This window comes from Caldibacillus debilis DSM 16016, from assembly GCF_000383875.1.
GTDB classification, from domain to species: Bacteria; Bacillota; Bacilli; order Bacillales; family Caldibacillaceae; genus Caldibacillus; species Caldibacillus debilis.
On record NZ_KB912884.1, the window covers coordinates 58,668 to 84,554 of the forward strand.

General features: G+C 53.6%; 30 protein-coding genes. 29 read left to right on the top strand and 1 reads right to left on the bottom strand.

All coding sequences use genetic code 11. The features are described from left to right. The first annotated feature begins 428 nt into the window (after positions 1-428). The 8 genes from A3EQ_RS0107395 to spoIVA all read left to right on the top strand — a co-directional run bounded on the left by A3EQ_RS0107395 (position 429) and on the right by spoIVA (position 8,157). The gene (locus tag A3EQ_RS0107395; RefSeq protein WP_020154544.1) at positions 429-1,031 is read left to right on the top strand and encodes a YphA family membrane protein; all 603 of its coding nucleotides are present in this window, start codon (positions 429-431) and stop codon (positions 1,029-1,031) included. Further along, entirely contained in the window at positions 1,028-1,903 is an 876-nt protein-coding gene (locus A3EQ_RS0107400) for a YIEGIA family protein (protein ID WP_020154545.1), read from the top strand. Before A3EQ_RS0107395 ends, A3EQ_RS0107400 begins: the two co-directional genes overlap by 4 nt. Before the next feature lie 13 nt (positions 1,904-1,916). Next, complete coding sequence (locus tag A3EQ_RS0107405; protein WP_020154546.1) at positions 1,917-2,111, top strand: capping complex subunit for YIEGIA; 195 nt, start codon at positions 1,917-1,919, stop codon at positions 2,109-2,111. Positions 2,112-2,905: 794 nt separating this feature from the next. Beyond that, the gene (der, locus tag A3EQ_RS0107420; protein WP_026499813.1) at positions 2,906-4,216 is read left to right on the top strand and encodes a ribosome biogenesis GTPase Der; all 1,311 of its coding nucleotides are present in this window, start codon (positions 2,906-2,908) and stop codon (positions 4,214-4,216) included. Positions 4,217-4,230: 14 nt separating this feature from the next. Continuing rightward, complete coding sequence (locus A3EQ_RS0107425; protein ID WP_051091404.1) at positions 4,231-5,271, top strand: NAD(P)H-dependent glycerol-3-phosphate dehydrogenase; 1,041 nt, start codon at positions 4,231-4,233, stop codon at positions 5,269-5,271. 261 nt (positions 5,272-5,532) lie between these two features. Next, positions 5,533-5,733: a DUF2768 domain-containing protein gene (locus A3EQ_RS0107430; protein WP_020154551.1), complete on the top strand. Its 201-nt coding sequence runs from the start codon at positions 5,533-5,535 to the stop codon at positions 5,731-5,733. 14 nt (positions 5,734-5,747) lie between these two features. Beyond that, positions 5,748-6,461, top strand: coding sequence for a hypothetical protein (locus A3EQ_RS0107435; RefSeq protein ID WP_020154552.1), 714 nt, complete (start codon positions 5,748-5,750; stop codon positions 6,459-6,461). A gap of 217 nt (positions 6,462-6,678) precedes the next feature. After that, entirely contained in the window at positions 6,679-8,157 is a 1,479-nt protein-coding gene (gene spoIVA / locus A3EQ_RS0107440; RefSeq protein WP_020154553.1) for a stage IV sporulation protein A, read from the top strand. Between the two features lie 35 nt (positions 8,158-8,192). Here spoIVA and A3EQ_RS0107445 read toward each other — a convergent pair whose 3' ends face one another. Continuing rightward, positions 8,193-8,423 carry a hypothetical protein gene (locus tag A3EQ_RS0107445; protein ID WP_020154554.1) on the bottom strand — a complete coding sequence of 77 codons (231 nt, stop codon included), beginning with the start codon at positions 8,421-8,423 and terminating at the stop codon, positions 8,193-8,195. 31 nt (positions 8,424-8,454) lie between these two features. On the opposite strand from A3EQ_RS0107445, the gene A3EQ_RS0107450 reads away from it, so the two are divergent. From A3EQ_RS0107450 to A3EQ_RS0107565, 21 genes are all read left to right on the top strand, one after another. Continuing rightward, the gene (locus A3EQ_RS0107450; protein WP_020154555.1) at positions 8,455-8,727 is read left to right on the top strand and encodes an HU family DNA-binding protein; all 273 of its coding nucleotides are present in this window, start codon (positions 8,455-8,457) and stop codon (positions 8,725-8,727) included. A gap of 208 nt (positions 8,728-8,935) precedes the next feature. Continuing rightward, positions 8,936-9,502, top strand: coding sequence for a GTP cyclohydrolase I FolE (gene folE, locus A3EQ_RS0107460; RefSeq protein WP_020154557.1), 567 nt, complete (start codon positions 8,936-8,938; stop codon positions 9,500-9,502). Next, positions 9,499-9,750 (top strand): trp RNA-binding attenuation protein MtrB, encoded by a 252-nt coding sequence (mtrB, locus tag A3EQ_RS0107465; protein WP_020154558.1) that lies wholly within the window; start codon positions 9,499-9,501, stop codon positions 9,748-9,750. The genes folE and mtrB overlap by 4 nt, the downstream gene beginning before the upstream one ends. 110 nt (positions 9,751-9,860) lie before the next feature. After that, on the top strand, positions 9,861-10,607 hold the full coding sequence (locus A3EQ_RS0107470; protein WP_169382662.1) for a heptaprenyl diphosphate synthase component 1: 747 nt from the start codon (positions 9,861-9,863) through the stop codon (positions 10,605-10,607). Between the two features lie 15 nt (positions 10,608-10,622). Continuing rightward, positions 10,623-11,348, top strand: a complete 726-nt coding sequence (locus A3EQ_RS0107475; protein WP_020154560.1) for a demethylmenaquinone methyltransferase — start codon at positions 10,623-10,625, stop codon at positions 11,346-11,348. Between the two features lie 14 nt (positions 11,349-11,362). Further along, positions 11,363-12,325, top strand: coding sequence for a heptaprenyl diphosphate synthase component II (gene hepT, locus A3EQ_RS0107480; RefSeq protein ID WP_020154561.1), 963 nt, complete (start codon positions 11,363-11,365; stop codon positions 12,323-12,325). A gap of 223 nt (positions 12,326-12,548) precedes the next feature. After that, a complete protein-coding gene (gene ndk, locus A3EQ_RS0107485) occupies positions 12,549-12,995 on the top strand; it encodes a nucleoside-diphosphate kinase (protein ID WP_026499816.1) in 447 nt (148 codons plus the stop codon). Positions 12,996-13,054: 59 nt separating this feature from the next. Beyond that, positions 13,055-13,834, top strand: coding sequence for a CheR family methyltransferase (locus A3EQ_RS0107490; RefSeq protein ID WP_026499817.1), 780 nt, complete (start codon positions 13,055-13,057; stop codon positions 13,832-13,834). A gap of 56 nt (positions 13,835-13,890) precedes the next feature. Next, entirely contained in the window at positions 13,891-15,054 is a 1,164-nt protein-coding gene (gene aroC / locus A3EQ_RS0107495) for a chorismate synthase (protein WP_020154564.1), read from the top strand. Next, positions 15,054-16,145, top strand: a complete 1,092-nt coding sequence (gene aroB, locus A3EQ_RS0107500; protein ID WP_020154565.1) for a 3-dehydroquinate synthase — start codon at positions 15,054-15,056, stop codon at positions 16,143-16,145. Before aroC ends, aroB begins: the two co-directional genes overlap by 1 nt. 6 nt (positions 16,146-16,151) lie before the next feature. Beyond that, positions 16,152-17,459 carry a 3-phosphoshikimate 1-carboxyvinyltransferase gene (gene aroA / locus A3EQ_RS0107505; protein WP_020154566.1) on the top strand — a complete coding sequence of 436 codons (1,308 nt, stop codon included), beginning with the start codon at positions 16,152-16,154 and terminating at the stop codon, positions 17,457-17,459. Between the two features lie 177 nt (positions 17,460-17,636). After that, a complete protein-coding gene (locus A3EQ_RS0107515; RefSeq protein ID WP_026499819.1) occupies positions 17,637-18,509 on the top strand; it encodes a hypothetical protein in 873 nt (290 codons plus the stop codon). Between the two features lie 87 nt (positions 18,510-18,596). After that, entirely contained in the window at positions 18,597-19,856 is a 1,260-nt protein-coding gene (locus A3EQ_RS0107520; protein WP_020154569.1) for a tetratricopeptide repeat protein, read from the top strand. 41 nt (positions 19,857-19,897) lie between these two features. Next, positions 19,898-20,446, top strand: coding sequence for a ReoY family proteolytic degradation factor (locus tag A3EQ_RS0107525; RefSeq protein WP_020154570.1), 549 nt, complete (start codon positions 19,898-19,900; stop codon positions 20,444-20,446). 211 nt (positions 20,447-20,657) lie between these two features. Beyond that, the gene (locus tag A3EQ_RS0107535) at positions 20,658-21,131 is read left to right on the top strand and encodes a YpiF family protein (RefSeq protein WP_020154572.1); all 474 of its coding nucleotides are present in this window, start codon (positions 20,658-20,660) and stop codon (positions 21,129-21,131) included. A gap of 152 nt (positions 21,132-21,283) precedes the next feature. Further along, the gene (locus A3EQ_RS0107540) at positions 21,284-21,793 is read left to right on the top strand and encodes a QcrA and Rieske domain-containing protein (RefSeq protein WP_020154573.1); all 510 of its coding nucleotides are present in this window, start codon (positions 21,284-21,286) and stop codon (positions 21,791-21,793) included. A 3-nt stretch (positions 21,794-21,796) separates the two neighbouring features. Then, on the top strand, positions 21,797-22,471 hold the full coding sequence (gene qcrB / locus A3EQ_RS0107545; RefSeq protein WP_020154574.1) for a menaquinol-cytochrome c reductase cytochrome b subunit: 675 nt from the start codon (positions 21,797-21,799) through the stop codon (positions 22,469-22,471). 29 nt (positions 22,472-22,500) lie between these two features. Beyond that, the gene (locus A3EQ_RS0107550; protein ID WP_020154575.1) at positions 22,501-23,268 is read left to right on the top strand and encodes a menaquinol-cytochrome c reductase cytochrome b/c subunit; all 768 of its coding nucleotides are present in this window, start codon (positions 22,501-22,503) and stop codon (positions 23,266-23,268) included. Positions 23,269-23,315: 47 nt separating this feature from the next. Beyond that, positions 23,316-23,909: a lipoprotein heptaprenylglyceryl N-acetyltransferase LhaT gene (gene lhaT / locus A3EQ_RS0107555; RefSeq protein WP_020154576.1), complete on the top strand. Its 594-nt coding sequence runs from the start codon at positions 23,316-23,318 to the stop codon at positions 23,907-23,909. A 65-nt stretch (positions 23,910-23,974) separates the two neighbouring features. Continuing rightward, entirely contained in the window at positions 23,975-24,778 is an 804-nt protein-coding gene (locus tag A3EQ_RS20775) for a sporulation protein YpjB (protein ID WP_020154577.1), read from the top strand. A gap of 63 nt (positions 24,779-24,841) precedes the next feature. Further along, a complete protein-coding gene (locus A3EQ_RS0107565) occupies positions 24,842-25,525 on the top strand; it encodes a zinc metallopeptidase (RefSeq protein ID WP_020154578.1) in 684 nt (227 codons plus the stop codon). Positions 25,526-25,887: the final 362 nt, after the last annotated feature.

Below are 25,887 nucleotides of genomic sequence, written 5' to 3' on the forward strand. Positions count from 1 at the left end.
TCCCTCGTGTTTCTTGCCGTGGTTGGATCTCCACCCTTTCCCTTTTTCCGCCCTCCTTTTCGGGCGGCCGTTCCCCGTTTCCCGGAAACCGGACGAATCGAAAGCGGTGCGCCCGCGGAATCTTTGCCCTTTGAACCGTCCGGCCGAACGTTCCGCACCCGCGGCAGGCGAATTATCCCAAATTCCTGCATTCATGCGGCGGATCTCCTCTTTCATGGATAAATTCGGACAAATCGAATTGCCTATTGATCAAAACAATTTTCTGCCCGTGAAGCCCGACGTTCCGGACCGCTTTCTCCGTCCCTCCCCCGAGCCGCCCTCCCCCTTTCCGGTTCCGGCCCTTTCGGGATTGCCGGGGTTTTTCCGCCGTTTGAAAAAGGGATATTTTGTTCATAATGGTTCCTGACGGAACGACAGGAGGGAAACCGATGCCCGGTTTTTTGTTTTATTGGATCGCCTGGTCGGTTTGGATCATCGCCACCTTTCTCTTGGATAAGGATCACCCGAGCCGGGGAAGACTGGCCGCAGCCAGTCTGCTCCTGATCATCCTTTCCCCTTGCCGGGCGGAGTTCTTTCATCTGGAATTCACCCTTTCGCTGCCGTTGATTTTGTTCTTCTGTTACGGCCATTATGGCAAGATGGGCGTGTGGGAGCTTGCCAACCAGGCGGTGCGGATCTTAATCGTGACCGTCGCCCATGCCGGCTATCTGCTCATGGTTTTGAGCGAACCGGTTTTGTTGATCGTCCATCCGGCGATATGGAAAACGGCCCTTTTTTTCCTGCTCGGACAATTGGCCTTTTCCCGTTTTTCCGACCGGCTTTACGGCACCTTGACCGGTTTTGTCCACGGGCAGATCCTTTATGCCCTGCTGCTGGAAAAATACGGGATCCGGGTGCCCCTGGATGCCTTCTTCCTGGATGAAACGGCCGTGTTGTTCGCCGTCCTCCAAGGATGGAACGGTCTTGCCAGGCTGTTTGCCCAATTCGGCGGAAAAAGCGTGCCTGCAGGAAAGGAGCGGCCTTTTTCATGAGCGAATATTTTTATCCGTCCCTGTTCGGCATTTCCGCCGGCGTATTGGCGAGGATCCTGATGCTCCGGACCGATTACCGGCAATACCCGACCTATTTGCACGGGAAAATCATCCATATCGCCCTCGGCTTCATCGCCGCCTCGTTGGGAACGATCGCCGTTCCCGCCCTGTTGGAGCAGCAATATACGGCGATCACCTTTTTGACGCTGGCCGCTTCCCAATTCCGGGAAGTGCGGAATATGGAAAGGAATACGTTGACCCAATTGGATGCCTATGAGCTGGTGCCGAGGGGCAGCACTTATATCGAAGGGATTGCCATCGCCTTTGAGAGCAGGAATTATTTGGTCATCTTCACGTCCGTACTCACCACTTTAGCTTCGATCCTGTTTTCCTTTTGGGCCGGCGCCGTTGTCGCCCTGCTTTGCATGATCGCCGCGAGGGTGCTGATGGCGGGGGGAAAACTGGGGGATATTTGCGAGGTCCGCCACGTCCCGCCCCGTTTTGAAGGGGAAGGGCTGTACATCGACGATATTTATATCATGAACATCGGCCTGCCGGAAAGAAGGGAAGAAATTTTGCGGTACGGGACGGGCTTCCTTTTGCTTCCGAAAAATTTCAATGCCCGGACCACCATCGCCAATCTGGGCCAGCGCCAGGCGATTTTGCACGATGTTTCCACGGCCCTTGGCGTCCACCGGGATTCCGGCACCCCCGCACTGGTCCCTTTGGCCAAGCGGGATCAGAATGACGGGAGGGTGGCCGTGTTCATTCTTCCCCAGGAGAAAAACGTGGAAAAGGCCTTGGAGATCATCCGGCGGGTGCCGACTTTGGAAAACGCCATCCGGATGCCGGCGAAGCGGTTGAGGATGTAGGAGGCTGATCGTTTTGGGAACAACCTTTGAAAAAATGATCTTGGCCGTGGTGACCACCAACCCGAAAAAAGCCCCTTCGGGCATTTGCGTGTTCCACTGCGACGATGAAGAGGAAATGTTCGATATCGCCGCCAAACTGGAAGCGATCACGGACGGGATCGCCCACCGGTTGCGGAACGATTTGATGATCCTTGTCAGGCACGGATAGCCGAAAGGGGAAGGAAGGGGTTCGGTCCTTGGCGGGAAAATCCCGCTTGCCGCCCGCAAGAAACCGCATCCCGCGATCGGGGCAACGGCGGCCTTCCTTTTCCGCCGCCGGCGCTGACCGGAAAAAGGGGAACAAAACCGATGCCGGACCTTCCCCGCCGTGGCGGACAAACCGCAACCCGTAAGCCATTTCCTTCCCCCGCGGCCGGTCCGCCATCGGATCCGGCCGGTTCATCTTGGCCAAGGATGGTCCGGCGCCGCATGATGCCGTCGATCACGGGAAAGCGTTTGTTTTCCCTTTCAACGGATGCCTCATCCGTCCCCCGCCGCAAAACCTTCCCGCACATGAAATCTCCGTTACCGGCCGGCGTCGCCTAATCCATGTTCAGCCGATCCCTGAAGGGTCGGCCATCGGGAGGCAAGCGGGCCGAGGCGGTTCACCGCCGGCGCCTGATCCGGCTTTTCCCCTTTCATTTTCCCGATGAAATGAAGCCGTTCGCAAGGGGCCGCCTTCGGACGGTCAAAACCCTTCGGGATCTTTTTCCGCAAAAACTTTCAGCTGCAAAAAATTTTTGTCAACCGGACCCGTCTTTGTTACAATGAATAAAGATTGACCGAGGATCTAAGAAAGGGTTTGCCCCCGAAGGCATCCCCGCGGAGGAAAATAAGAACGATCCCTTGATATATCATGTTTCGGCGCGGAACGGGGCGGCCGCAGGCCGGCGAAACTTGCGGAACGGCCCCTTTGCACAGGATCTGACAACGAGGAAAAAAGAGAGAAAAGAGGTGATCGAGTTGTCTTTGCCGACGGTTGCCATTGTAGGCAGGCCGAATGTGGGAAAATCCACCATCTTTAACCGGATCGTCGGGGAAAGATTGGCCATTGTCGAGGATGTCCCCGGCGTGACCCGGGACAGGCTGTACGGAAAAGGAGAATGGCTGAACTTCGAATTCAATGTCATCGATACGGGAGGAATCGAGATCGGCGATGAGCCGCTCTTGGAACAAGTGCGTCAGCAGGCGCAGATCGCCATCGACGAGGCGGATGTGATCATTTTCGTCGTCAACGGCCGGGAAGGGCTCACCCCCGCCGACCAGGAAGTGGCCAATTATTTGTACCGGACGAACAAACCGGTCGTCGTGGCGGTGAATAAAATCGACAATGCGGAGATGCGGCAGCATCTCTACGAATTCTATTCCCTCGGGCTGGGGGAGCCGGTTGCGGTATCCGGCGTCCACGGCACCGGATTCGGCGATCTTTTGGATGAGACGGTGAAATGGTTTCCGAAAGACGGCCAAACGGAATATGACGATGATGTCATCAAATTTTGCTTCATCGGCCGCCCGAACGTCGGAAAATCCTCCCTGGTCAATGCCATCCTCGGGGAGGAAAGGGTCATCGTCAGCGAAATCGCCGGCACGACCCGGGATGCCATAGACACCCCCTATACCTTTGAAGGACAAAAATTTGTTATCATAGATACAGCGGGCATGCGGAAAAAAGGAAGGATCTATGAAAAAACGGAGAAATATGCCGTTCTGCGGGCTTTGCGGGCGATTGATAGATCCGATGTGGCCGTCGTCGTTTTGAACGCGGAGGAAGGCATTACCGAGCAGGACAAGAAGATCGCCGGATATGCCCACGAAGCGGGAAAGGGGATCATCATCGCCGTCAACAAATGGGACGCCATCGAGAAAGATGATAAAACGATGAACGTCTTCGAAAAGGAGATCCGCAGCCGTTTTACTTTCTTGGATTATGCGCCTGCCGTTTTTATTAGCGCCAAGACGAAGCAGCGGGTGCGCACGCTGATCCCCCTGATCCGCACCGTCAGCGAAAACCACGCGATGCGCATCCGGACCAATGTGCTAAACGAGGTGGTGGCCGATGCGACGGCCCTAAATCCCCCGCCCGGGGACGCGAAGGGAAGATTGAAGATCCTTTACGCCACCCAAGTGGCCGTCAAGCCGCCCACCTTCGTCCTTTTCATGAACCGGCCGGAATTGTTCCATTTCTCCTATGAACGGTATCTTGAAAACAAGATCCGGGAAGCCTTCGGCTTTGTGGGAACGCCGATCAAAATCATTGCCAGGGAAAGAAAATGAAGGAAGTGGAAAGCATGGGTACGAAAGAAAGCGTCGCCGTATTGGGAGCCGGGAGCTGGGGGACCGCGCTGTCGATGGTCCTTGCGGACAACGGCCATCCGGTTCGCCTTTGGAGCCGGAGCCAGACCCAGGCGGAAGAAATCAACCGGACGCGGAAAAACAAACGGTATCTGCCCGAGGCGGAACTCGGGGATCTCATCCGCGCCTCCCATCAGTTGGAAGAAGTCGTTCATGATCTGTCAACGATCGTGGTCTGCATCCCGACGAAGGCGATCCGCGAAGTGATGGGGAAATTGAACGGCTGCCTGAACCGGCCCGTTACGATCATCCACGCTTCCAAAGGGATTGAGCCCAATTCGTTAAAAAGGATCTCCGAGATCATCGAGGAGGAAATGGCTCCCGAATATTTGCGGGCCGTCGTCGTTTTGTCGGGCCCGAGCCATGCCGAAGAAGTCGTCTTGCGCCATCCGACGACGGTCGTCGTTTCGTCGAAGGATATGGGAGAGGCGGAAAGGGCCCAGGACTTGTTTTTCAATCAATATTTCCGCGTTTATACGAATCCGGATCTGACCGGCGTGGAAATCGGGGGAGCGTTGAAGAATATTATTGCCCTGGCGGCCGGCATCTCCGACGGGCTGGGCTACGGCGACAACGCCAAGGCCGCGCTCATGACGAGGGGGCTGGCGGAGATCGCCCGGCTGGGGACAAAAATGGGGGCCAATCCCCTCACCTTTTCCGGACTGGCCGGAATCGGCGATCTGATCGTGACCTGCACCAGCGTCCACTCCCGCAACTGGCGCGCCGGCTACGCCCTCGGAAAGGGGCAGAAATTGAAGGAAATCTTGGCGCAGATGGGAATGGTCGTGGAAGGGGTGCGCACGACGAAGGCCGCCTATCAATTGGCGAAAAAATATCGGGTGAAAATGCCGATCACCGCCGCGTTGTATCAGGTGCTGTTCGAAGATTTGGATCCGAAGGAAGCCGTCGATGAATTGATGAACCGGATGAAAACCCATGAGATGGAAGACCTGGTCAACATTCTTTTGAAAGATTGAACGGGGAATCGTAAGAAATCCGGGATCCGGCGCGGAAAGCCCCGCTGGGATGCCCAATGGCTTTCGCCGGGACCGGGATATGGCGCGAAGCTGATGGAGACCGCACCCCTCATTTCCATCAGCTTATTTTTCATGGGGACCCCATGAAATTTTTCAATGGACGGGCCTTGTTGCAAGCGATATTTTCATTACCATATCTTTTTCTTTTCGGACTGAAGAAGACGAGTTTCAAAGATTTGATCACTGGTGAGGAGGTTCGCGATGTCCTCGGGTTTGTGGAAGATGTGGCTGGCCCTTATCTCCCTTGTTCTCATGTTTTTGTCTGCCGCCCTGATCCTTTGGAGCAGGTACAAATTAAAAGGGTTTTTGAGATTTTTGATTGCCGTTGTCGCATACGGGCTCATGATCTTTGCCGGGCTGATCGTGCTCGTCGTCGTCTTCTCGGGGCCCGGATCCAACTAACGACACGGGGGAGGATGGCCGTGAAACGGAAACTTCTTTTTCTTGCCCTCCTGATGTCCGCCTTTCTGTTGAGCGGCTGTTTATATCCCGGGGAAAAGGAGGAACGGAAGAAAATCCCGGGAGAAGACCAGATTTTATCGGTCCAGCAGGCGGTGGAAAAGTTCAGGGAGGAAGAAGGCGGCATTTTGCCCATCAAAAATCAAGAGGCGGAAACCGACATGTACATGAAATATCCGATCGATTTCAAACGGCTCGTACCCAAATATCTGTCGGACATCCCGGCGAACGCCTTTGAAAACGGCGGATATTACCAATATGTGATCATCGACCCGGAAAAAAACCCGACCGTGAAAGTCTTCGATTTGCGGATCGCGGAAACGATCAGGGATATCAAAATCCGCCTCGCCGCCAAAAAATATCCGCCCTATAAAGACCGGCTGGCCAAGGACGTTTTTACCTTGGATTATAAAAAATTGGGCTACGACAAGGAACCGAAGGTGACGAGCCCCTTTACGATGCGGGAGCTTTCCCTCGTGATCACCGGGGACGGTTCCATCTGCGTCGATTATCTCCCCGACTTGGAAAAAATCCTGGCGGAAAAGAAGGGCCTGTCTTTAAAGCCGGGACAGGATATCCGCTATGTTTTGACCCTGGATTCCCCCTTCGTTCCCGCCTATTCGCTGCCATACACGGTCGATGAAAACGGAAGACCGGTTTTCAAAGAATGAACTGTCATAACCTTCTCCCTGCAAAATATATTTGTAGGAGAAGGTTTTCTTTTTACGGAAAGGGGCGGGGATCGGGGAATCGCAAAAGCAATGAAATAAATAATTTAAAATCCTATGAATCATAGTCATAAGATGATCGGACAACATCATAAAAATATACTGTCTATACTTGTTTGCCGATAAACATCCCAGCAATGGATGAACGGGAGGGGATTTTTTGGAAAAGTTTGATATTTTCAAGGATATTGCCGAACGGACGGGAGGGGATATTTATATCGGGGTCGTGGGGGCGGTGCGTACGGGGAAATCATCCTTCATCAAGCGGTTCATGGAATTGGTCGTCATCCCGAACATCCCCCATGAGTCGGACCGGGCCCGGGCCCAGGATGAGCTTCCGCAAAGCGCGGCGGGAAAGACGATCATGACTACCGAGCCGAAATTCGTCCCGAACCAGGCGGTGACCGTCCAGGTGAACGAGGGGCTTTCGGTGAACGTCAGGCTGGTCGACTGCGTCGGCTATACCGTCACCGGCGCCAAAGGGTATGAAGACGAAAACGGTCCGCGCATGGTCAATACGCCCTGGTTTGAAGATCCGATCCCCTTTCATGAAGCGGCGGAGATCGGAACCCGGAAGGTCATTCAGGAACATTCCACCATCGGCGTGGTGATCACCACCGACGGGACGATCGGCGAAATTCCGCGGGAACAGTATGTCGAGGCGGAGGAAAGGGTCGTCCAGGAATTAAAGGAAGTCGGAAAACCTTTCATCATGATCGTCAATTCGACAAGGCCCTATCATCAGGGAACGGAACTTTTGCGAAGCCAGCTCCAGGAAAAATATGACATCCCGGTGTTGGCAATGAGCGTGGAAAATATGCGGGAAGCGGATGTCCTCAACGTGCTGCAGGAAGCCCTTTTCGAGTTTCCCGTTCTGGAAGTGAACGTGAATTTGCCGAGCTGGGTCATGGTGCTGAAGGAGGATCATTGGCTCCGGGAAAACTACCAAAACGCCGTGAAAGAAACGGTGAAGGACATCAGGCGGCTGAGGGATGTGGAACACATCGTCCAGTCTTTCACCGACTACGATTTCATCGAAAGGGCGGCACTTGCCGGAATGGACATGGGCCAGGGAATTGCGGAAATCGATCTCCACGCCCCGGACGAATTGTATGACCAGATTTTAAAGGAGATCGTCGGGGTGGAAATCCGGGGGAAGGACCATCTGTTGGAGCTGATGCAGGAATTCGCCCATGCGAAAGCGGAATACGATCAGATCGCCGAAGCCCTGAAAATGGTCAAACAGACCGGCTACGGCATCGCTTCCCCGTCCATCGAAGACATGAGCCTGGACGAACCGGAAATCATCCGGCAGGGATCCCGTTTCGGCGTCAGGCTGAAAGCGGTCGCCCCGTCGATCCATATGGTCAAGGTGGATGTGGAATCGGAATTCGCCCCCATTATCGGAACCGAAAAACAGAGCGAAGAACTGGTCCGGTATTTGATGCAGGATTTTGAAGAAGATCCGTTGTCGATTTGGAATTCCGACATCTTCGGACGAAGCTTGAACTCCATCGTCCGGGAAGGCATTCAGGCCAAATTGTCCCTGATGCCGGAAAGCGCCAGATACAAATTGAAAGAAACATTGGAAAGGATCATCAATGAAGGATCGGGCGGCTTGATCGCCATCATTCTGTAATGGCAAAACCCTACATCATTCGTAGGGTTTTATGTTTAAAAAGGCGATAAAATGGTTAAACCATTGATAAACATGGAAAACGGGGCGCCCGCCCCCCTTGTTTTTTCGGCAAGATCGGCAAAAAGTCCAAAGAAATATGGATTTTTTCTTGCAGGGCAATAGGGAATGTGGTAATCTTTAAAACAGAATTGCACTTGCACACCTTTCCAGCAAAGGAAAAATGCGCAAGTCAATGATTGCAAAGAAACGGAAAATTCCACTTTCATTCATTTTATCCTTTGGGAGGAGGTGAATGGCATGAACAAGACCGAACTGGTAAATGCTGTGGCAGAAGCTGCCCAACTTTCCAAAAAGGACGCAACGAAAGCAGTGGATGCTGTTTTTGATACAATCCTTAACGCGTTGAAAGAAGGAGAAAAAGTTCAATTAATCGGTTTTGGCAATTTCGAAGTTCGCGAGCGCGCAGCCCGCAAAGGCCGCAACCCGCAAACCGGCGAAGAAATCGAAATCGCCGCGAGCAAAGTTCCGGCTTTCAAACCGGGGAAAGCGCTGAAAGAGGCTGTTAAATAATTACATAATGAAGAAAAGGGGCTGTTTTACGACAGCCCTTTTTTTGTGCGGCCGCCCGGTTTCCTTTTCCTTTTCCGGCATGCGGAAGCCCGAACGCCTCCCCTCCCCGGAACGGCCCACTTTTTTTGCCTGTTGCAATCACAATGTGCTAATATGGTAGAAGATTCATTTCAACATTTTTTTGACACTTTCTGGGGAGGATCTTTACATGAAAGACATAAAAATAAATCAGATCGAACATGCCGTCCGGCTCATTTTGGAAGCAGTGGGGGAAGATGTGGAGAGGGAAGGTTTGCTTGACACCCCGAGAAGAGTGGCGAAGATGTACGGGGAATTGTTCAGCGGATTGCATGAAGATCCGGGAAAATATTTCGAGACGATCTTTCATGAAAACCATGACGGATTGGTTCTCGTTAAAGATATTTCCTTTTATTCCATGTGCGAGCACCATCTGCTCCCCTTTTTCGGCCGTGCCCACGTGGCCTACATCCCTGAAGGCGGAAGGGTCGTCGGGTTGAGCAAGCTGGCGAGGGCGGTGGAAACCGTCGCCCGCCGGCCGCAGCTCCAGGAACGGATGACGCGGATCGTGGCCGATACGATCATGGAGAAGCTCAATCCCCTCGGGGTAGCCGTGGTGGTCGAAGCGGAGCACATGTGCATGACGATGCGGGGGATCAAAAAACCGGGTTCCATTACCGTAACGACAGCGGTGCGGGGCATCTTTGCCGAAGATAAGGAGGCCAAAAACGAAGTGCTGGCCCGAATCTTGAAATGACGCGGATGGAGGGATGGCCATTGGGAAAAAATATTCAAATGGACTATATCGTCATTAAGGCCTTGGAGGACGGGGTCAACGTCATCGGCCTCACCCGGGGCGCGGACACGAGGTTTCACCATTCGGAGAAATTGGACAAAGGCGAGGTCATGATCGCCCAATTCACCGAACATACGTCGGCGATGAAGATCCGCGGAAAATCCGAAATCTTGACCCCCTTCGGCACGGTGATGAGCGAAAGCAAATGATGCCCGGAAACGGGGAAAAATTTCCCGGTCCGGGAAAGGAAATGTCCAAAATATATGATAAAATATATATTATTTTATTTGGAGAAGTTCTGCGAAGGTGTGGAGACGGAATGACGGAAAATCGGATCGAATTGTTGAAACAAAAAATCCGGGATGCCTTTCACCATTCCTATTTGTCCGAACAGATCGGGTCCATCCCCCTCGATGACCGGAAGATTTTATTTCTTTCTTCCTTGATGGACAAAACGGGGCTTCCCGGCGAGGAAAAGGAAAAGTATATCGTCGCTTCCATGCTTGTCCAGATCGCCCTGGACGCCCACGAACACGTTTCCGGCGATTCCCGGAACCCCCTTGTCAAATGGCAGCAATTGACCGTTTTGGCGGGCGATTTTTACAGCGGGCTGTTCTACCAGATGCTGTCCCGGATCCCGAACATCCCGCTGATCAACGCGATGGCCGGATGCGTCAAATCGGTGAATGAAGCGAAGGTGAGCATCTACAGCCGGGATTTTTCCGGGGTCGAAGATTTCTTCAAAAAAATGGAATTTGTGGAAACGGCCCTCTTCCAGCGGCTGGCGCGTTTTTTTGGCTTGGAGGAGTGGCGGGAACTGGCGAGGACGTGGCTGTTTTTTAACAAGCTGCAAAAGGAACGGGATCTCTTTTCCCATTTTCTCCGTCATTCCGTAAAACCTTCCCGCGGCGGAACCGATCATCAGAAAGAGAAAGAAAATGAACGGATCATCGACGGCTACATCCGGAAATACAAAGCCGGCTTGGAGACGGCGGTAAAAAATATGTCCGGTTTGGACGAACGGATGAGATCGGAAATCTTCAGCCAGCTCCATGTCCAAGTGTAAACGGGGAGAGAAACGATGGAACAGTCGAAGGAAGAACGGGTGCTTCAAGTTTTTCAAAAAATTTCCCGCCATTACGATAAAATGAACGCCATTATCAGTTTCGGCCTGCATCGCCGGTGGAGGAAGGACACGATGGCGAGGCTCGGGGTCCGGAAAGGGACGAAGGCCTTGGACGTTTGCTGCGGAACCGGCGAATGGACGATCGCCCTGGCGGAGGCGGTGGGGGAAAAGGGAGAGGTCATCGGCCTTGACTTCAGCGAAAACATGCTGAAGGTGGGCAGGGAAAAGGTGAAGAGCCGGCGCCTCGCCAACGTGAAGCTCGTCCACGGGAATGCGATGGCCCTCCCTTTCCCCGACGATACGTTCGATTATGTCACCATCGGATTCGGCCTGAGGAATGTTCCCGACGCAAAACAGGTGCTGCGGGAAATGCTGCGGGTGTTGAAACCGGGCGGAAAAATCGCCTGCCTGGAAACTTCCCAGCCCCGCCTGTTCGGTTTTCGGCAATTATATTTGTTTTATTTCCGTTTTATCATGCCGGTCCTCGGCAAAATTTTTGCGAAAAGTTACCGGGAATATTCCTGGCTGCAGGAATCTGCCCGCAATTTCCCCGACGCGGAGCGATTGGCCGGATATTTTGAAGCGGCCGGTTTTCGCGGGGTGACTTTCAAACGGTATTTCGGCGGCGTCGCCGCCGTCCATATCGGCGTCAAACCGGGGGAGCCTGAGAGTACGGATTAAGCTGGGTGGAATTTATGGACTACAAGGAAATTTATACGTTTTTAAACGGGGATTTAAAAAAAATTGAAGATGAGCTGGAGAGGGCCCTCCAAGCGGAAACCCCCGTGCTGAAGGAGGCGTCGCTCCATTATTTGCGCGCGGGAGGGAAACGGATTCGCCCGATTTTTGTTTTGCTGGCCGCCAAGTTCGGGGATTACGATTTCGAGAAGGTGAAACCGGTCGCCGTTTCGTTGGAATTGATCCACATGGCCTCATTGATTCACGATGACGTGATCGACAACGCCGATTTGCGCCGGGGCCGCCCGACGATCAAAGCGAAATGGGGCAACCGGATCGCCATGTACACCGGGGATTTTATCCTGGCCCGTTCCCTGGAACTGATCACGGAAATCGAAGATGCGGAATTTCACCGAATTTTGGCCGACACCCTGGTGGATCTTTCGATCGGGGAAATCGAACAAATCCGCGACAAATATAATTTCGACCAGAACTTGCGGACGTACTTGCGGAGGATCAAGCGGAAAACGGCCCTTTTGATCGCCGTGAGCTGCCTGCTGGGGGCGAAGGTGGCCCGGGCCGATGAATATTGCCAGCGGAAGCTTTACCGCTACGGCTATTTTTCGGGCATGGCTTTCCAAATCACCGACGACATCCTCGATTTTACTTCGACGAAGGAAAAGCTCGGGAAGCCCGCCGGGGAAGATTTGATCCAGGGAAACATCACCCTGCCCGTCCTCTTCGCCCTGCGGGACCAATCCTTGAACCGGGAGATCCGGAAAGTGGACGGAAAGGCGGATCCGGAGGCGTTCCAGGAAATCGTGGAGCGGATCAAAGCGGCGGGGGCCGTCGAAGAGGCGCAGAAGGTGGCGGAGCTCTACGTCCGCAAAGCCCTGCAGGCGCTGGACGATCTTCCCGACAATGAAACCAAACCGCTTTTGCGGGAGATGGTTTTGTTCATCGGCAACCGCAAATTTTGAAGCCGCAAAGCGTCACCCGTTTCGGTTCCCGGGACCGGGCTTCCGCAAGCCGGCATCGAAGGCGCCGGCACGGGCAAAATCCCGGGACTTTCAAAGGGCGGTGCCGCTTTTTTCGACGCGCACAATTTTCCCGGGAATGCGAAGGCGTCAGGACATTGCGAAAAAAATTTGGGAATGGTATCATATTTCCTGGATTTACTACATACGGGATAGGAGAGAACATATGGAAAGAACATTTCTCATGATCAAACCGGATGGCGTGCAAAGAAACCTGATCGGCGAAATCGTCGCCCGCTTCGAACGGAAGGGTTTCCAACTGGTCGGCGCCAAATTGATGAGAATCTCCAAGGAGCTGGCCGAAACCCATTACGCGGAGCATAAGGAGCGGCCCTTTTTCCGCGAACTGGTTTCCTATATCACATCCGGTCCTGTTTTTGCCATGGTCTGGCAAGGGGAAGGCGTCATCGAAACGGCCAGGCAAATGATGGGCAAGACGAACCCGAAGGAGGCTCTTCCCGGTACGATCCGGGGCGATTACGGCATTTCGGTCGGGAAAAACGTGATCCACGGTTCCGATTCCCCCGAAAGCGCCGAGAGGGAAATCGCCTTGTTTTTCAAGGAAGAAGAGCTGGTTGACTATCCGAAAACCATCGATGCGTGGATTTATTGAAAGACGGCCCTGCTTCCCGTTGCAGGGCTTTTTCCGTTTGCGAAAAAGAGGGGGAAAGAATGGCGGAGGACTATCAAGCGTTTATCGCGAAGATGAAAGGTTTGACGGGGATCGATCTGTCCCTGTATAAAGAGACCCAAATGAAACGGCGGTTGAAATCCCTGTACGAAAAACTGGGTTATTCCTCTTTCCTTGAATTGTACAAATGGATGGAAAAGGACAAACAGATCCTTTATCAGGTGTTGGACAAGATGACGATCAACGTTTCCGAGTTTTACCGGAACCGGAAACGCTGGGAAGTGTTGGAAAAGATCATCTTCCCGGAACTGCTCGCCAACCATCCGACGAAGGAGCTGAAGATCTGGAGCGCCGCCTGCTCCACCGGCGAAGAACCGTATACGATCGCCATGGTGCTCGGCAACCTCGTCCCCTTCAGCAAGATTTCCATTCTGGCGACGGACATCGATGAAAACTGCCTGGAAAAGGCGAAGATCGGCGTCTACAACGAACGGTGCGTTCAGGAAGTCCCCCCGGAGATTTTGGAAAAATATTTCGTGCGCGAAGGCCCCTTTTACAAGGTCGCCGACACGGTGAAGAAAACGGTCCGCTTTCAAAAACACAATCTCCTCGCCGATCCCTTCGGGCGGAATTACGATCTGATCGTCTGCCGGAACGTCCTCATTTATTTTACGGAGGAGGCGAAGGAAGAGCTGTACCATAAATTCAGCGCTTCCTTGAAAAAGGGCGGCGTCTTGTTCGTCGGCAGCACCGAGCAGATTTTTTTCCCGGAAAAATACGGACTGAAAAACAAGGAGACCTTTTTTTATCAGAAGGTGTGAAAAGAAGGACGAGCCGGACATCGTCCTCTTTTTGCACTTTGAAGGAGGGAAATGGCATGCGCTATTTGACCGCGGGCGAGTCCCACGGGCCGGAACTGACCGTCATCGTCGAAGGGGTGCCCGCCGGGCTCCCGCTCATGAAGGAGGACATCGACCGGTCGCTGGCGGAAAGGCAGAAGGGCTACGGGCGCGGCAGAAGGATGCAAATCGAAAAGGACGAGGCGATCATCACCGGCGGGGTCCGGCACGGGAAGACGCTGGGTTCGCCCATCGCGATCCGGATCATCAACCGGGATTTCCAACATTGGTCCCGGATCATGGGGATTGAGCCGCCGGAAGAAGAGGAGGAGGTCAAGCGGAAGGTGACCCGGCCCCGCCCGGGCCATGCGGATTTGAACGGGGGCATCAAGTACGGCCACCGGGACTTGCGGAACGTGCTGGAGCGCTCGTCGGCCCGGGAAACGGCGGCCCGGGTCGCCGCCGGGGCCATCGCGAAAAAATTGCTGAAGGAACTGAAGATCACCGTCAGTTCCCACGTGGTGGAAATCGCCGGCATCAAGGCGGAAAGATATCCCCTTTCGGCGGAGGAGATCGGGGAGGCCGCCGGGAAATCCCCCGTCCGCTGTTTGGATGAGAAGGCCGCAAAACGAATGATGGAAGCCATCGATTCGGCGAAAAAGAACGGGGACTCCATCGGGGGCGTCGTGGAAGTCGTCGCCGAAGGGCTTCCCCCCGGAATCGGCAGCCACGTCCATTATGACCGGAAATTGGACGCCCGGATCGCCGCCGCCGTCGTCAGCATCAACGGATTCAAAGGGGTGGAATTCGGCCTCGGTTTTGCGGCCGCCGGCCTGCCCGGCAGCCGGGTCCAGGATGAAATCGCCTGGGACGAAAGGAGAGGCTATTACCGGCTTTCCAACAACCTGGGCGGCTTTGAAGGGGGAATGACCAACGGGATGCCGATCGTCGTCAGGGGGGTCATGAAGCCGATTCCCACCTTGTACAAACCGCTGATGAGCGTGGATATCGAAACGAAGGAACCGTTTAAGGCGAGCATCGAGCGTTCCGACAGCTGCGCGGTCCCTTCGGCGGCGGTCGTCTGCGAGCACGTGGTCGCCTGGGAGCTGGCGAAGGCCCTTCTGGAACAGTTCCCATGCGACCAGTTCCCCGTGCTGCAAAAAGCGGTGGAAGCTTACCGGGAATATGCGAGGGGATTTTGATGAAGGAAAAACTGGAGATCCGCGCCAAAAGCGGCACCTATCCGCTGTGGATCGGGACCGGAGCCCTCAAGGAACTGGCCGGCTTCCTCCGCGGCCGAAACCCGTCCAAACTCCTGATCGTCACCGATCCGACGGTAAAACAGCTGCACCTGGACACCTTGCTGGAAGAGATCGGGGACGATTTTCCCTATGGCGTCCATACCGTCCCGAAGGGGGAAGAGGCGAAGACCTTCCGGGAATATGAACGGCTTTTGACCTTCGCCCTCGAGGAGGAATTGGACCGCCGCTCCCTCTTCCTCGCCTTCGGGGGCGGCGCCGTCGGCGACTTGACCGGTTTTGCCGCCGCCACCTTCATGCGCGGCATCGGCTACGTGCAGATCCCGACGACGATTTTGGCCCATGACAGCGCCATCGGCGGCAAGACGGCGATCAACCATCCCCTCGGGAAAAATCTGATCGGCGCCTTCCACCACCCTTCGGCCGTTTTTTACGAGCTTTCCTTTTTGGAGACGCTGCCCGTCCGGGAGAAGTTATCGGGATTTGCCGAAATCATAAAGGAAGCCTGCATCGGCTCCCCCGATTTTTTGCAAGAGCTGATGGAAGAAATCGACGGCCCGGAAAAACTGGTTCCGGAAAATCTTTACCTTCCCTTGAAAAAAGGGATTTTGGTGAAAAAACATTTCGTGGAGAGGGATGAACGGGAGGAAAGCGTCCGCGCCTTTTTGAATTTCGGCCACACCTTGGGCCACGCCTTGGAAAAGGAAATGGGATACGGCCGCATCGCCCATGGGGAGGCGGTGGCAACGGGGATGGTTTTCGCCCTCTCCCTCAGCGGAGCCTTCGCCGGTTTTTGCGCCCCTTACGAAGGATGGACCGGGGACTTGCTCCGCTGGCTGGAAACATTGGGATACCGGACGAAGCTTCCCGCATCCCTTTCGCCGGAACGGCTGGCGGAAAGGATGAAGCTGGACAAGAAACGGGAAAAGGGCCGTTTGCGTTTCGTTCTCTTAAGGAAGATCGGCGAACCGGTGTTGACGGCCGTTCCGGAGGCGGCGGTCATCGAACATTTGACCAGGATGAAAGGAGCGTAGCGGGACATGGCGGATCGGGCGTTTGCGGAAGAAAGGAAACTCTTTACGAAGGCGGAAAAGATCGAGGGGACGCTGGAAGTCCCCGGAGACAAATCCATTTCCCACCGGGCCCTGTTTTTTGGGGCCGTCGCCCGGGGAAAGACGGTGGTGAAAAATTTCCTCAAGGGGGAAGACTGCCTTTCGACCCTTTCCTGCCTGGAAAAATTGGGGGCGGAAGCGGAATTCGCTGAGGACGGTCTCGTGATCCGCGGAAAAGGATTCGACGGCCTGACGGAACCCGCGGACATCCTTTACGCCGGCAATTCTGGGACGACAGCGAGGCTCCTGCTCGGGATCCTCGCGGGCAGGCCCTTTTATTCCGTGCTGAGCGGGGATGCGTCCCTGAACAACAGGCCGATGGCAAGAATCGTGGAACCGCTGGAAAAAATGGGGGCGGCCTTTTTCGGGAGGCAGGGAAACCGGTATTTGCCGCTCTCGGTCATCGGCGGCAAGCTGCGGGGGATCCGTTACGAAATGCCGGTGGCGAGCGCCCAGTTGAAATCCGCCTTGATCTTTGCCGGATTGCAGGCGGAGGGCGTGACGACCGTCATCGAAAAGGCCCCTTCCCGGAACCATACGGAGATCATGCTGCGGCAATTCGGCGGGGAAATCGCCGTGTCGGGAAACCGGATCGAAATCCCGGGCGGACAACGCCTGCAGGGGACATCCATCGAAGTCCCCGGGGATTTTTCATCCGCCGCCTTTTTTATCGCCGCGGCCGTCCTTTTGAAAAATTCCCGCCTCATCATTAAAAATGTCGGCTTGAATCCGACCCGCACCGGTTTGCTTGACGTACTGGCAAGGATGAACGCCCGCGTGGAAGTGGTGGAGCGGACGGAGAAAAACGGGGAACCGGCCGGGACGTTGTCCGTCAAGTCGGGGGAGTTAACAGGGACGGTCATCGAGGGGGACATCATCCCCCGCCTCATCGATGAAATTCCCCTCATCGCCCTTTTGGCGACCCAGGCGGAAGGCGTCACCGTCATCCGCGATGCGGAGGAACTGAAAGTGAAGGAAACGGACCGGATCCTTGCCGTCGCCAACGAATTATCCGCCCTCGGGGCAAAGATCGAGCCGACGGGAGACGGGATGGTCATCACGGGAAAGGCCCGGCTGCGCGGCGGCACCGTCGACAGCCACGGGGATCACCGGATCGGGATGATGCTTTCCGTGGCCGCCCTGCTGTGCGACGGGGAGGTCCGGCTGAAAAATCCCGGTTGCGTCGCCGTTTCCTATCCTTCCTTTTTCCGGGATCTCAAACGGCTGATCCGCTGAATTCGGAATCCCCTTTCCCATGGGGCGTCCCCGTCAACCCGGAAAGGCCCGATCCTTGGAGGTCCCGGTCTCCCTTTCCCTTGAAGGCGGGGCCCTGCCCCCGGAAAAATTTTCGCGGGCGTTCATAATCCCCCGTTCCCGATCATAGCTTGTCAAAAAGGGATGGGGGTGTTTTTATTGGCCTATATCATCGAAAACGCCCGGATTTATAAAAATAACGATGTCGTCAACCGGTCGATGCTGGTTGACAAGGATAAAATCCTTCAGGTCAAACCTTCTTTCGCCAAATACCGGTATATGAAGATGAACTTGGACCGGTTTTGGATGGCGGCCACTTACGTGTTTTGCTCCCACGAAATCCCCGAGTCCGCCTCTTCCGCAGACGGCAAGGGTTTTTTCATCCAGCGTTTTTTGGCTGAAGGCTGCACGACGGTTTTGGCCGTGGCAAGCATCCGCAGCCTGCACGAATGGAAGGAAAAGGTGGACGAGGTGCGCCGGTTTTATCAAAAGGGTCCCCTCGATTTCGTCATCGGCATCAAGATCCCTCTGCGGGCCCTCACCGTTCCGCTCGTCCGAAAATGCAAAACGGAAAAGATCCCCGCGATTTTCGTCGAAATCACGGATCCGCGAGAGCTGTACAGGATCCCCTGGGGCTGGATCCGCGAGGCACTGTTTCCTTACAATCCCCCGTTGATCCCCTGCCTGTCGGGCGGCGGGGAGAGGGAGAGGCTGCTTGCCGTTTGGCAAACCGTGTTGGAGCGGGAACGGATCCCCTTTGTCAAGGGGCCGGTGGAGCCTTATCATCCGGTCAAACTGGAGATCCTGAAAAAAATCGGGATCTACCCGCTGAAGGGGTATTTGCACACGGGCGGGGAACTCAGCTATAACCTTTTCATCGATGACGGAACCCGGTCCTTGCCGCCGGACAAAGCGGAGACGCCTGCGGTCACCGTCCATAAGGGGGAGATCGTCCGGGTTTTGGACAAAATCATGTACAGGCCGAACAAAGGGGAGGAGCTGGTCGTTTACCGCCCGGCGTTTTTTTCCTGACCGGGAGAGCCATTCGCATGCATTCCCGGACAAACTGTTATAAAATATAGAATAGAACAGGAAGCATACGGTAAGGAGTCGAAATCGATGAACCGGATGGAGAAGTGTGTACAGGCCTTGGAAACGGGGAATTTGAAAAAGGCTTATGAATATATCGACAAGATCGAGAAATACGGGTCGGTGGATGAGCAATTTGTGCTGGCGGAACAATTGACCCGCTACGGATTTTTGGAGGATGCCGCCAAAATCTACGAAAAGCTGCGGGAGCTGTATCCCGATGAAGGGGAGCTGGCGGTCCTGCTGGCGGAATGTTATGCCGATTTGGAAAAGGATGAAGAGGCGCTGCTCGTGTTGGAAGCCATCCCCGAGGACGATCCCTTTTATCCCCGTTCCCTTCTGATCCAGGCGGACATTTACCAATCGGAAGGCTTGTACGAAGTGAGCGAACGCAAGCTATTGGAAGCGGAAAAAATTTTGCCGGAGGATCCGGTCATCCAGTTCGCGCTGGCGGAACTTTACGCTTCGATGGGACGGCTGGCTGAAGCCGTTTACAAATATGAACAATTGATCGAAAAGGGAGAAAAGATCAAGGGGGTGAATCTGTACCACCGGTTGGCGAATTGTTACAGCGCCGCGGGGGAATTTGAAAAGGCGATGTCCTTCTACGAAAAGGCGCTGGATGAGGAATTGACCGCGGACATTTTATTCGGTTTCGGTTTCGCCGCCTATCAGGCGGGGAACTACAAGACGGCCGCGCAAAAATTCAGCGAAGTGAAAGAGCTCGATCCCGATTATGAGAGCGTCTATCTGCCCCTGGCCCAGGCCTACGAAAAGGAAGGGGAACTGGAAAAAAGCCTGGAAGCGGCCAGGGAAGGAATCGCCGTCAACCCCTATCATAAGGAACTGTATTATTTCGCCGGGAGAACGGCCCTGAAAATCGGGGAGAAGGAAGAAGCGGAAAGACATTTGAAGAAGGCGCTGGAACTCGACCCCCATTATTTGGATGCCCTGCTGACGCTGACGAAGCTGCTCCTGGACCAGGAAAGATACGAGGAAGTCGTGGAAGCCGCCGAACCGGTGTTGGTCGACGGGGAGGAAGATCCGGAATTGCTTTGGGACTATGCCATCGCCTGCCAAAAAACGGAACGCTACGAGGATGCATTAACCAGCTACAGGGAGGCATATAATGATTTCAAAGAAAACGAGGATTTCCTGCAAAATTATGGATTTTTCCTGATGGAGGAAGGATTGACGGAGGAAGCCATCGAAATATTTAAACAGCTGGTAAAGCTCGATCCTTCCAATCCGGATTACCGGGACGTTTTGGAACGGCTGGAAACGAATTGAAAAGGAAAGTGCTGCGAATAGTGCCAAAAGGGGGGAAAAAGATGGCCACTCCTGTTTCCGTCAACGAAAAAAAGGAGTTTATCCGATGGTTTTTGAACAATTATCAATTGAAAAAGCGGGAATGCGTCTGGATCCTGAATTATTTGATGAGCCATGACCTTTTGATGGAAAAGGTCCATTTCGTGGAACATGCCCAGTTTTGCCCGAGGGGAATGATCATGTCCACCGTCTGTGTGGACGACGTGCCGTTCCGGTTTTACAAGGAATCGGTCATGACCACGGACGCGGAAAAATCCTTCCATGACATCCGCCTGAACCGGAACGAGGATATTTACATCCAGCTGAATTTTAAAGAGATGCATCAATCCCACCGATATGCGGCCGTATTGGAAGAAAATCCGTACGTGCCGGATATCCTGTACATTACGGAACAGGACAGGGAACTGGCCGAGAAATTTTTGCAGGCTTCCCGGGAAAACTTTTTAAGGGAAAGGCTGAAAAGGGAAATCGACGCAGCGCTTGACCGGGGAGACAAGGAATTGTTTATGGAACTGACGGAGCAGCTGAAATCGATCAATCCGGATGGATGAATGGAAGTGCCGACAAAGCGGGGCACTTTTTCTTTTTTTGGGAGGGGGCGCCCCGGGGAAAAGGCATGCCGGAAATGTTCACAAATTATTCAATATTATTTTCTTTTCTTTCCATGATGAACGGTCTCCATTTCATGTATAATTTATGATTAGAATGATTATTTTTTAAAAAAGAAAATGATTTCGGCTTCTCTCAGGAGGTGACGGCCTATTGCGATGGACGGCGAAAGACGCGGCCTTGTTTGCCGGCGAAAGGAAATACGTGGATACGCTCCTGATCCCGTTTGTGCCGGTAACTTTCGGGGAGGGCGCCAAGGAAGCGGCGAATTCCGGAGAGTTTGTGGAAATTCTCGGCCATCTTTTGGAAAAGCAGTTTAAGGGAAGGGTGTTGCTGCTTCCGCCGTATACATATTTTGCGGAATTTTCCGGGGAAAAAAGGCGCCGCCTGCTTGACGAATGGCTCCATCCCGTCCGCGAGGCGGATTTCCGTTTCGTATTCTTCCTTTCTTCCGACCGGAGCTGGAAGGAGTTGCTTTCGGACGAGGACGGGGAATTTCTCTGGGTTCCTTCGGTACCCCTCGAGCATTTGGATGAACAAAACAAGCGGGCCATAATGGAAAACCAGGCCGGGCAACTATTAAATATTTTTGTAGAAAAATGGCAGAAAGCGGAAATTTCATCATGATGGAAGGTTGAAAAAATTCCTTCCCTTTATATATTGGCGGTTTTTTATCATAAAAACGGTTATTATATTGACCAAGCCATTTGAATGATTTATCATGATAATGTCTTGTTTCGTCTGAATCGATTTTTTTTGACAGGTTAGGGGGGAAAAGGATGAGTAAACAACGGGTGACGAGACGGCAATTTTTGACCTATACATTGATGGGTGTGGGAGGCTTCATGGCTGCCGGAACGGTGATGCCGATGCTCCGTTTTGCCGTCGATCCGGTTCTGGAGGCGAAAAAGGGCGGCGATTTTATCGCCACGAATGTGAAAGTGGATGAATTGACCAGCGAACCGGTCCGCGTTGATTTCAAATATAAGCAGGTGGACGGCTGGTATGAATCGGAAGTGACGCAAACGGCATGGGTATATAAGGACGAAAAAGGCGATATCGTCGCGTTGTCCCCCGTTTGCAAACATTTGGGCTGCACCGTGAACTGGAACGGAAGCCCGAAGCATCCGAACATGTTCTTTTGCCCGTGCCATAACGGGCTGTACGAAAAGGACGGAAAAAACGTTCCCAACACGCCGCCGACGAAACCGTTGGACATATTCGATTATCAAGTCAAAGACGGGTATTTGTACTTGAGCATGCGAGCGAAAGAAAGAGGGGGGGCGTAATACTTGCTAAACAAGATTTATGATTGGATCGATGAACGCCTGGACATCACGCCGATCTGGCGGGACATCGCCGACCATGAAGTTCCGGAACATGTAAACCCCGCCCACCATTTTTCCGCTTTCGTCTACTGTTTCGGCGGGCTGACCTTTTTTGTCGTCGTCATTCAAATCCTGTCCGGAATGTTTTTGGCGATGTATTATGTTCCGGATATTAAAAACGCCTGGGAATCGGTCTATTATCTGCAATATGAAGTGGCTTTCGGGCAAATCGTCCGGGGCATGCACCATTGGGGCGCCAGCATCGTGATCGTCATGATGTTTTTACATACGCTGCGCGTGTTTTTCCAAGGCGCGTATAAAAAGCCGAGGGAGCTTAACTGGATCGTCGGGGTCTGCATCTTTGCCGTCATGCTCGGTTTGGGTCTGACCGGCTATCTCTTGCCCTGGGACATGAAGGCCCTGTTTGCGACGAAGGTTACGCTGAATATCGTGGAATCGGTTCCGCTGATCGGTCCGTGGCTGAAAACGCTGCTTGCGGGCGACCCGTACATTACCGGTGCACAAACGCTGGCGAGATTTTTCGCCATTCACGTATTTTTCCTCCCTGCGGCATTGCTGCTTTTGATCGGGATCCACTTCATCCTGATCCGGAGACAGGGGATTTCCGGTCCGCTGTAAAATTGGCCTGAAAAAGGAGGGGATGCTTCATGAAGCGAGGAAAAGGAATGAAATTCGTCGGCGATTCCCGGATTCCGGCCGAGCGGAAACCGAACATTCCGAAGGATTATTCGGAATATCCCGGCAAGACCGAGGCCTTTTATCCCGACTTTCTTTTGAAGGAATGGCTGGTCGGGGCCGTCTTTTTGGTCGGTTTCCTGTGCCTGACCATCGTTGAGGAGCCGCCTCTGGAAAGGATCGCCGATCCGACGGACACGTCCTATACGCCGATGCCTGACTGGTATTTCCTGTTTCTGTACCAACTGCTGAAATATTCCTACGCATCCGGAAAATATGTGCTGCTCGGGACGATTGTCATACCCGGCTTGGCTTTCCTGGCCCTTCTGCTTGCGCCCTTTTTGGACCGCGGCCCGAAACGCCGGCCGAGCCAGCGCCCCTTTGCCACCGGTTTCATGCTGTTGACGATCGCCCTCATTTTTTATCTGACATGGGAAGCCGTCGAACAGCATGACTGGGAAGCGGCAAGAAAACAAGGCGAAATCCGCACCCAGGTGGAAGTGGATAAAACGGCGGAAGGCTACAAGATTTACCAGGAGCAGGGATGTATCAGCTGCCACGGGGAAAACCTTGAAGGAAGAGGTTCCAATCCCGCCCTGGTGGGAACGGAAAAATCCGTCGATGAAATCAAGGATATCGCCAAGAACGGCATCGGATCGATGCCTCCGGGAATCTTCAAAGGAACCGATGAAGAACTGCAAAAATTGGCGGAATACATTAAAAGCATCGAAGCGGAATAAAACCGGCGATTTTTCGCCGGTTTTTTTACAAAGCGGGGGTGTTTTCCTTGGTCCGATTTTACGCCTTTTTGCAATACCGGGAGTTCCTTTGGGCGCTGCTATTGGTGAATGCCGCCGGTACGGTTTACGGATACATCTGGTACGGCAGCCAGCTGGCCGAAACCCCCGCCCGTTTCCTGCCTTTCGTCCCGGACAGCCCGACGGCCAGCCTGTTTTTTGTTTTTGTGCTGACCGCCTTTCTTTTGGGAAAGAACTGGCCGCTGTTTGAGGCGCTGGCCCTGGTGACCCTTTTCAAATATGGGATATGGGCGGTGGTCATGAACATTTTGACATTCATCGTGGAAGATGGCCTGCCGTGGGAAGGGTATATGCTGATCGCCTCCCATTTGGCCATGGCCGTCGAAGGATTGTTGTACGCGCCCTTTTACAGGATAAGGGGCGTCCATCTGGCCGTCGCCGCCGTTTGGACGCTGCATAATGACGTCATCGATTACGTCTTCATGATGTATCCCCGGTACCATTCCCTGGCCGAGTATGTTCCGCAAATCGGTTATTTCACCTTTTGGCTGAGCATGGTCTCCATCGGGATCGCTTACTTTTTCTGCTTGCGAAAAACGGGGAATTTCCCGAAAGAAAATTGACCGGATCTGGTCTACTCTTGTCCACCCCCTCATACATATTACTAGGGAAAGAGGGGGGACAGGACATGAAGCTTTTCAAAGGACTCGTGATTTCAGCAGTTGTCGTCGCATGGTTTTTTTTCCTTTTCGATACCGGGTTCGCCAAGCAGGCGGACGAATTGAAAAAGCTTGACCAGCTTGCCGATGAGGCGCTGCAGTTTACCCTGGCCGAACGTTACGGGGACAGTTTGAAGTCGCTGCAGCAATTGGAATCCGAGATGAACCGGGCGCTGAGCCATCCTTATTTGTTTTCAATGGATGAAGTGCGGATGTTGCAGCTTTCCCTTTCCGACGCGAAGGGAGCGCTGGAGGGGGAGGCCATCCACGGGGAAGAGGCGGTCCATGCCGTGATGAAGTTCCGCTTTGTACTGGACGCCATCGGGAGTTCCTACCAGCCGCTGTGGGCGGATATGGAAGACCGGGTGATGGGGGCTTTTCATGCCTTTCAGGATTCCGCCCGCGGAGAACCGGCCTCCGAAAAGGGGATGGAAGAGGCGTTCCGCCGCTTCGCCAAATTGTATGATGTCATCTACCCGAGCATCCTGCTCGATTTTCCCGTGGAGACCGTGAAAAATATGGACGCCAGGGTTCAATTTATCGAAACTCATATCGGCAATCCGCAAAAACGGGACGAACTGATCGCCGAAACGGACTTGCTCGAGGCCGATTTGCGGAGCCTGTTTTCCGACGTGAAAGAAGATGAGGCCGATCCTTCCCTATGGTGGGTGATCATATCCACGGGGGGAATGATCCTGCTCGCCCTGTCCTATGCGGGCTACCGCAAATACAGGGGAGAAAAGAAGAGGTATGAAAAAAAGCAAAATGATTGACATAAGTTTGCCGTTTCTGTAACATTCAATGTATAGAAATGCATTCGTGATGGAGGGGCGAAAGTGGCAGCGAATTACTTGATCTACTTCCTTTTGATTTCCTTGATTCCGTTGTGGGCGAGCGTGAAGGTGCAAACGACCGCCAAAAAATATTTGAAAGTTCATAATTCGACGAACATGACCGGCTATGAAGTGGCGCGGAAGATCCTCGATGAAAACGGATTGTACGACGTAAAGGTGGAGGAAGTCCACGGCTTTTTGACCGACCATTATGACCCGCGGACAAAGACGGTCCGCCTTTCCAGCGCGGTATACAACGGCGTGTCCTTGACCGCCACTGCCGTCAGCGCCCACGAAGTCGGGCATGCTTTGCAGGACCAGGAGAATTATGCCTTCCTGCGCTTCCGCACCGCCCTTGTTCCGCTGGCGAGCCTCGGTTCGCAAATGTCCTATCTCTTTTTGATTCTCGGTTTGGTTTTAGGGTTCTTAAACATGGCCCTGCTCGGCATCATCCTCATGGGCTTTGCCGTCCTGTTCCAAGTCGTCACCCTGCCTGTTGAATTTAACGCCTCCGGCAGGGCCCTGGATCAGGTCGTCGCCCTCGGAATCATCCGCAACGAGGAGGAACGGGGCGCGCGGAAGGTGTTAAGCGCCGCGGCGCTGACCTACGTTGCCGCCGCAGCCGTCGCATTGCTTGAACTCCTCTATTTCCTCCTGCAATTCCTGCAAGCTACGCGGAATGAGTAAGAGGAGAGGAAGATCGATAAAACCTTCGATCCCCTTCCGGCTGGCGGGGAAGGCACAATCCCCGGCCGGCCTTGGAGGGGATTTTCCCGACTTTTACAGTTGAAATTGAAAAATTGGGCTAAAAACATTGATTTTTTCATGTTTTTAGCCTATTTTTTATGTTTTTGGTATGTACATATGAAAGTATATATGGTATAATTATCTCTAATGAGGTGATTCCCATGTACCTTCAAATCTTCAAGAACCGCGGGAAGGAATATGTTCGGATCGTTGAATCCTTCCGGGATCCGGTAACCAAAAAACCAAAAATTCGGGTTATCCAAAACTTCGGAAATAAAGAGAAACTGTTGGCTGAAAATCCC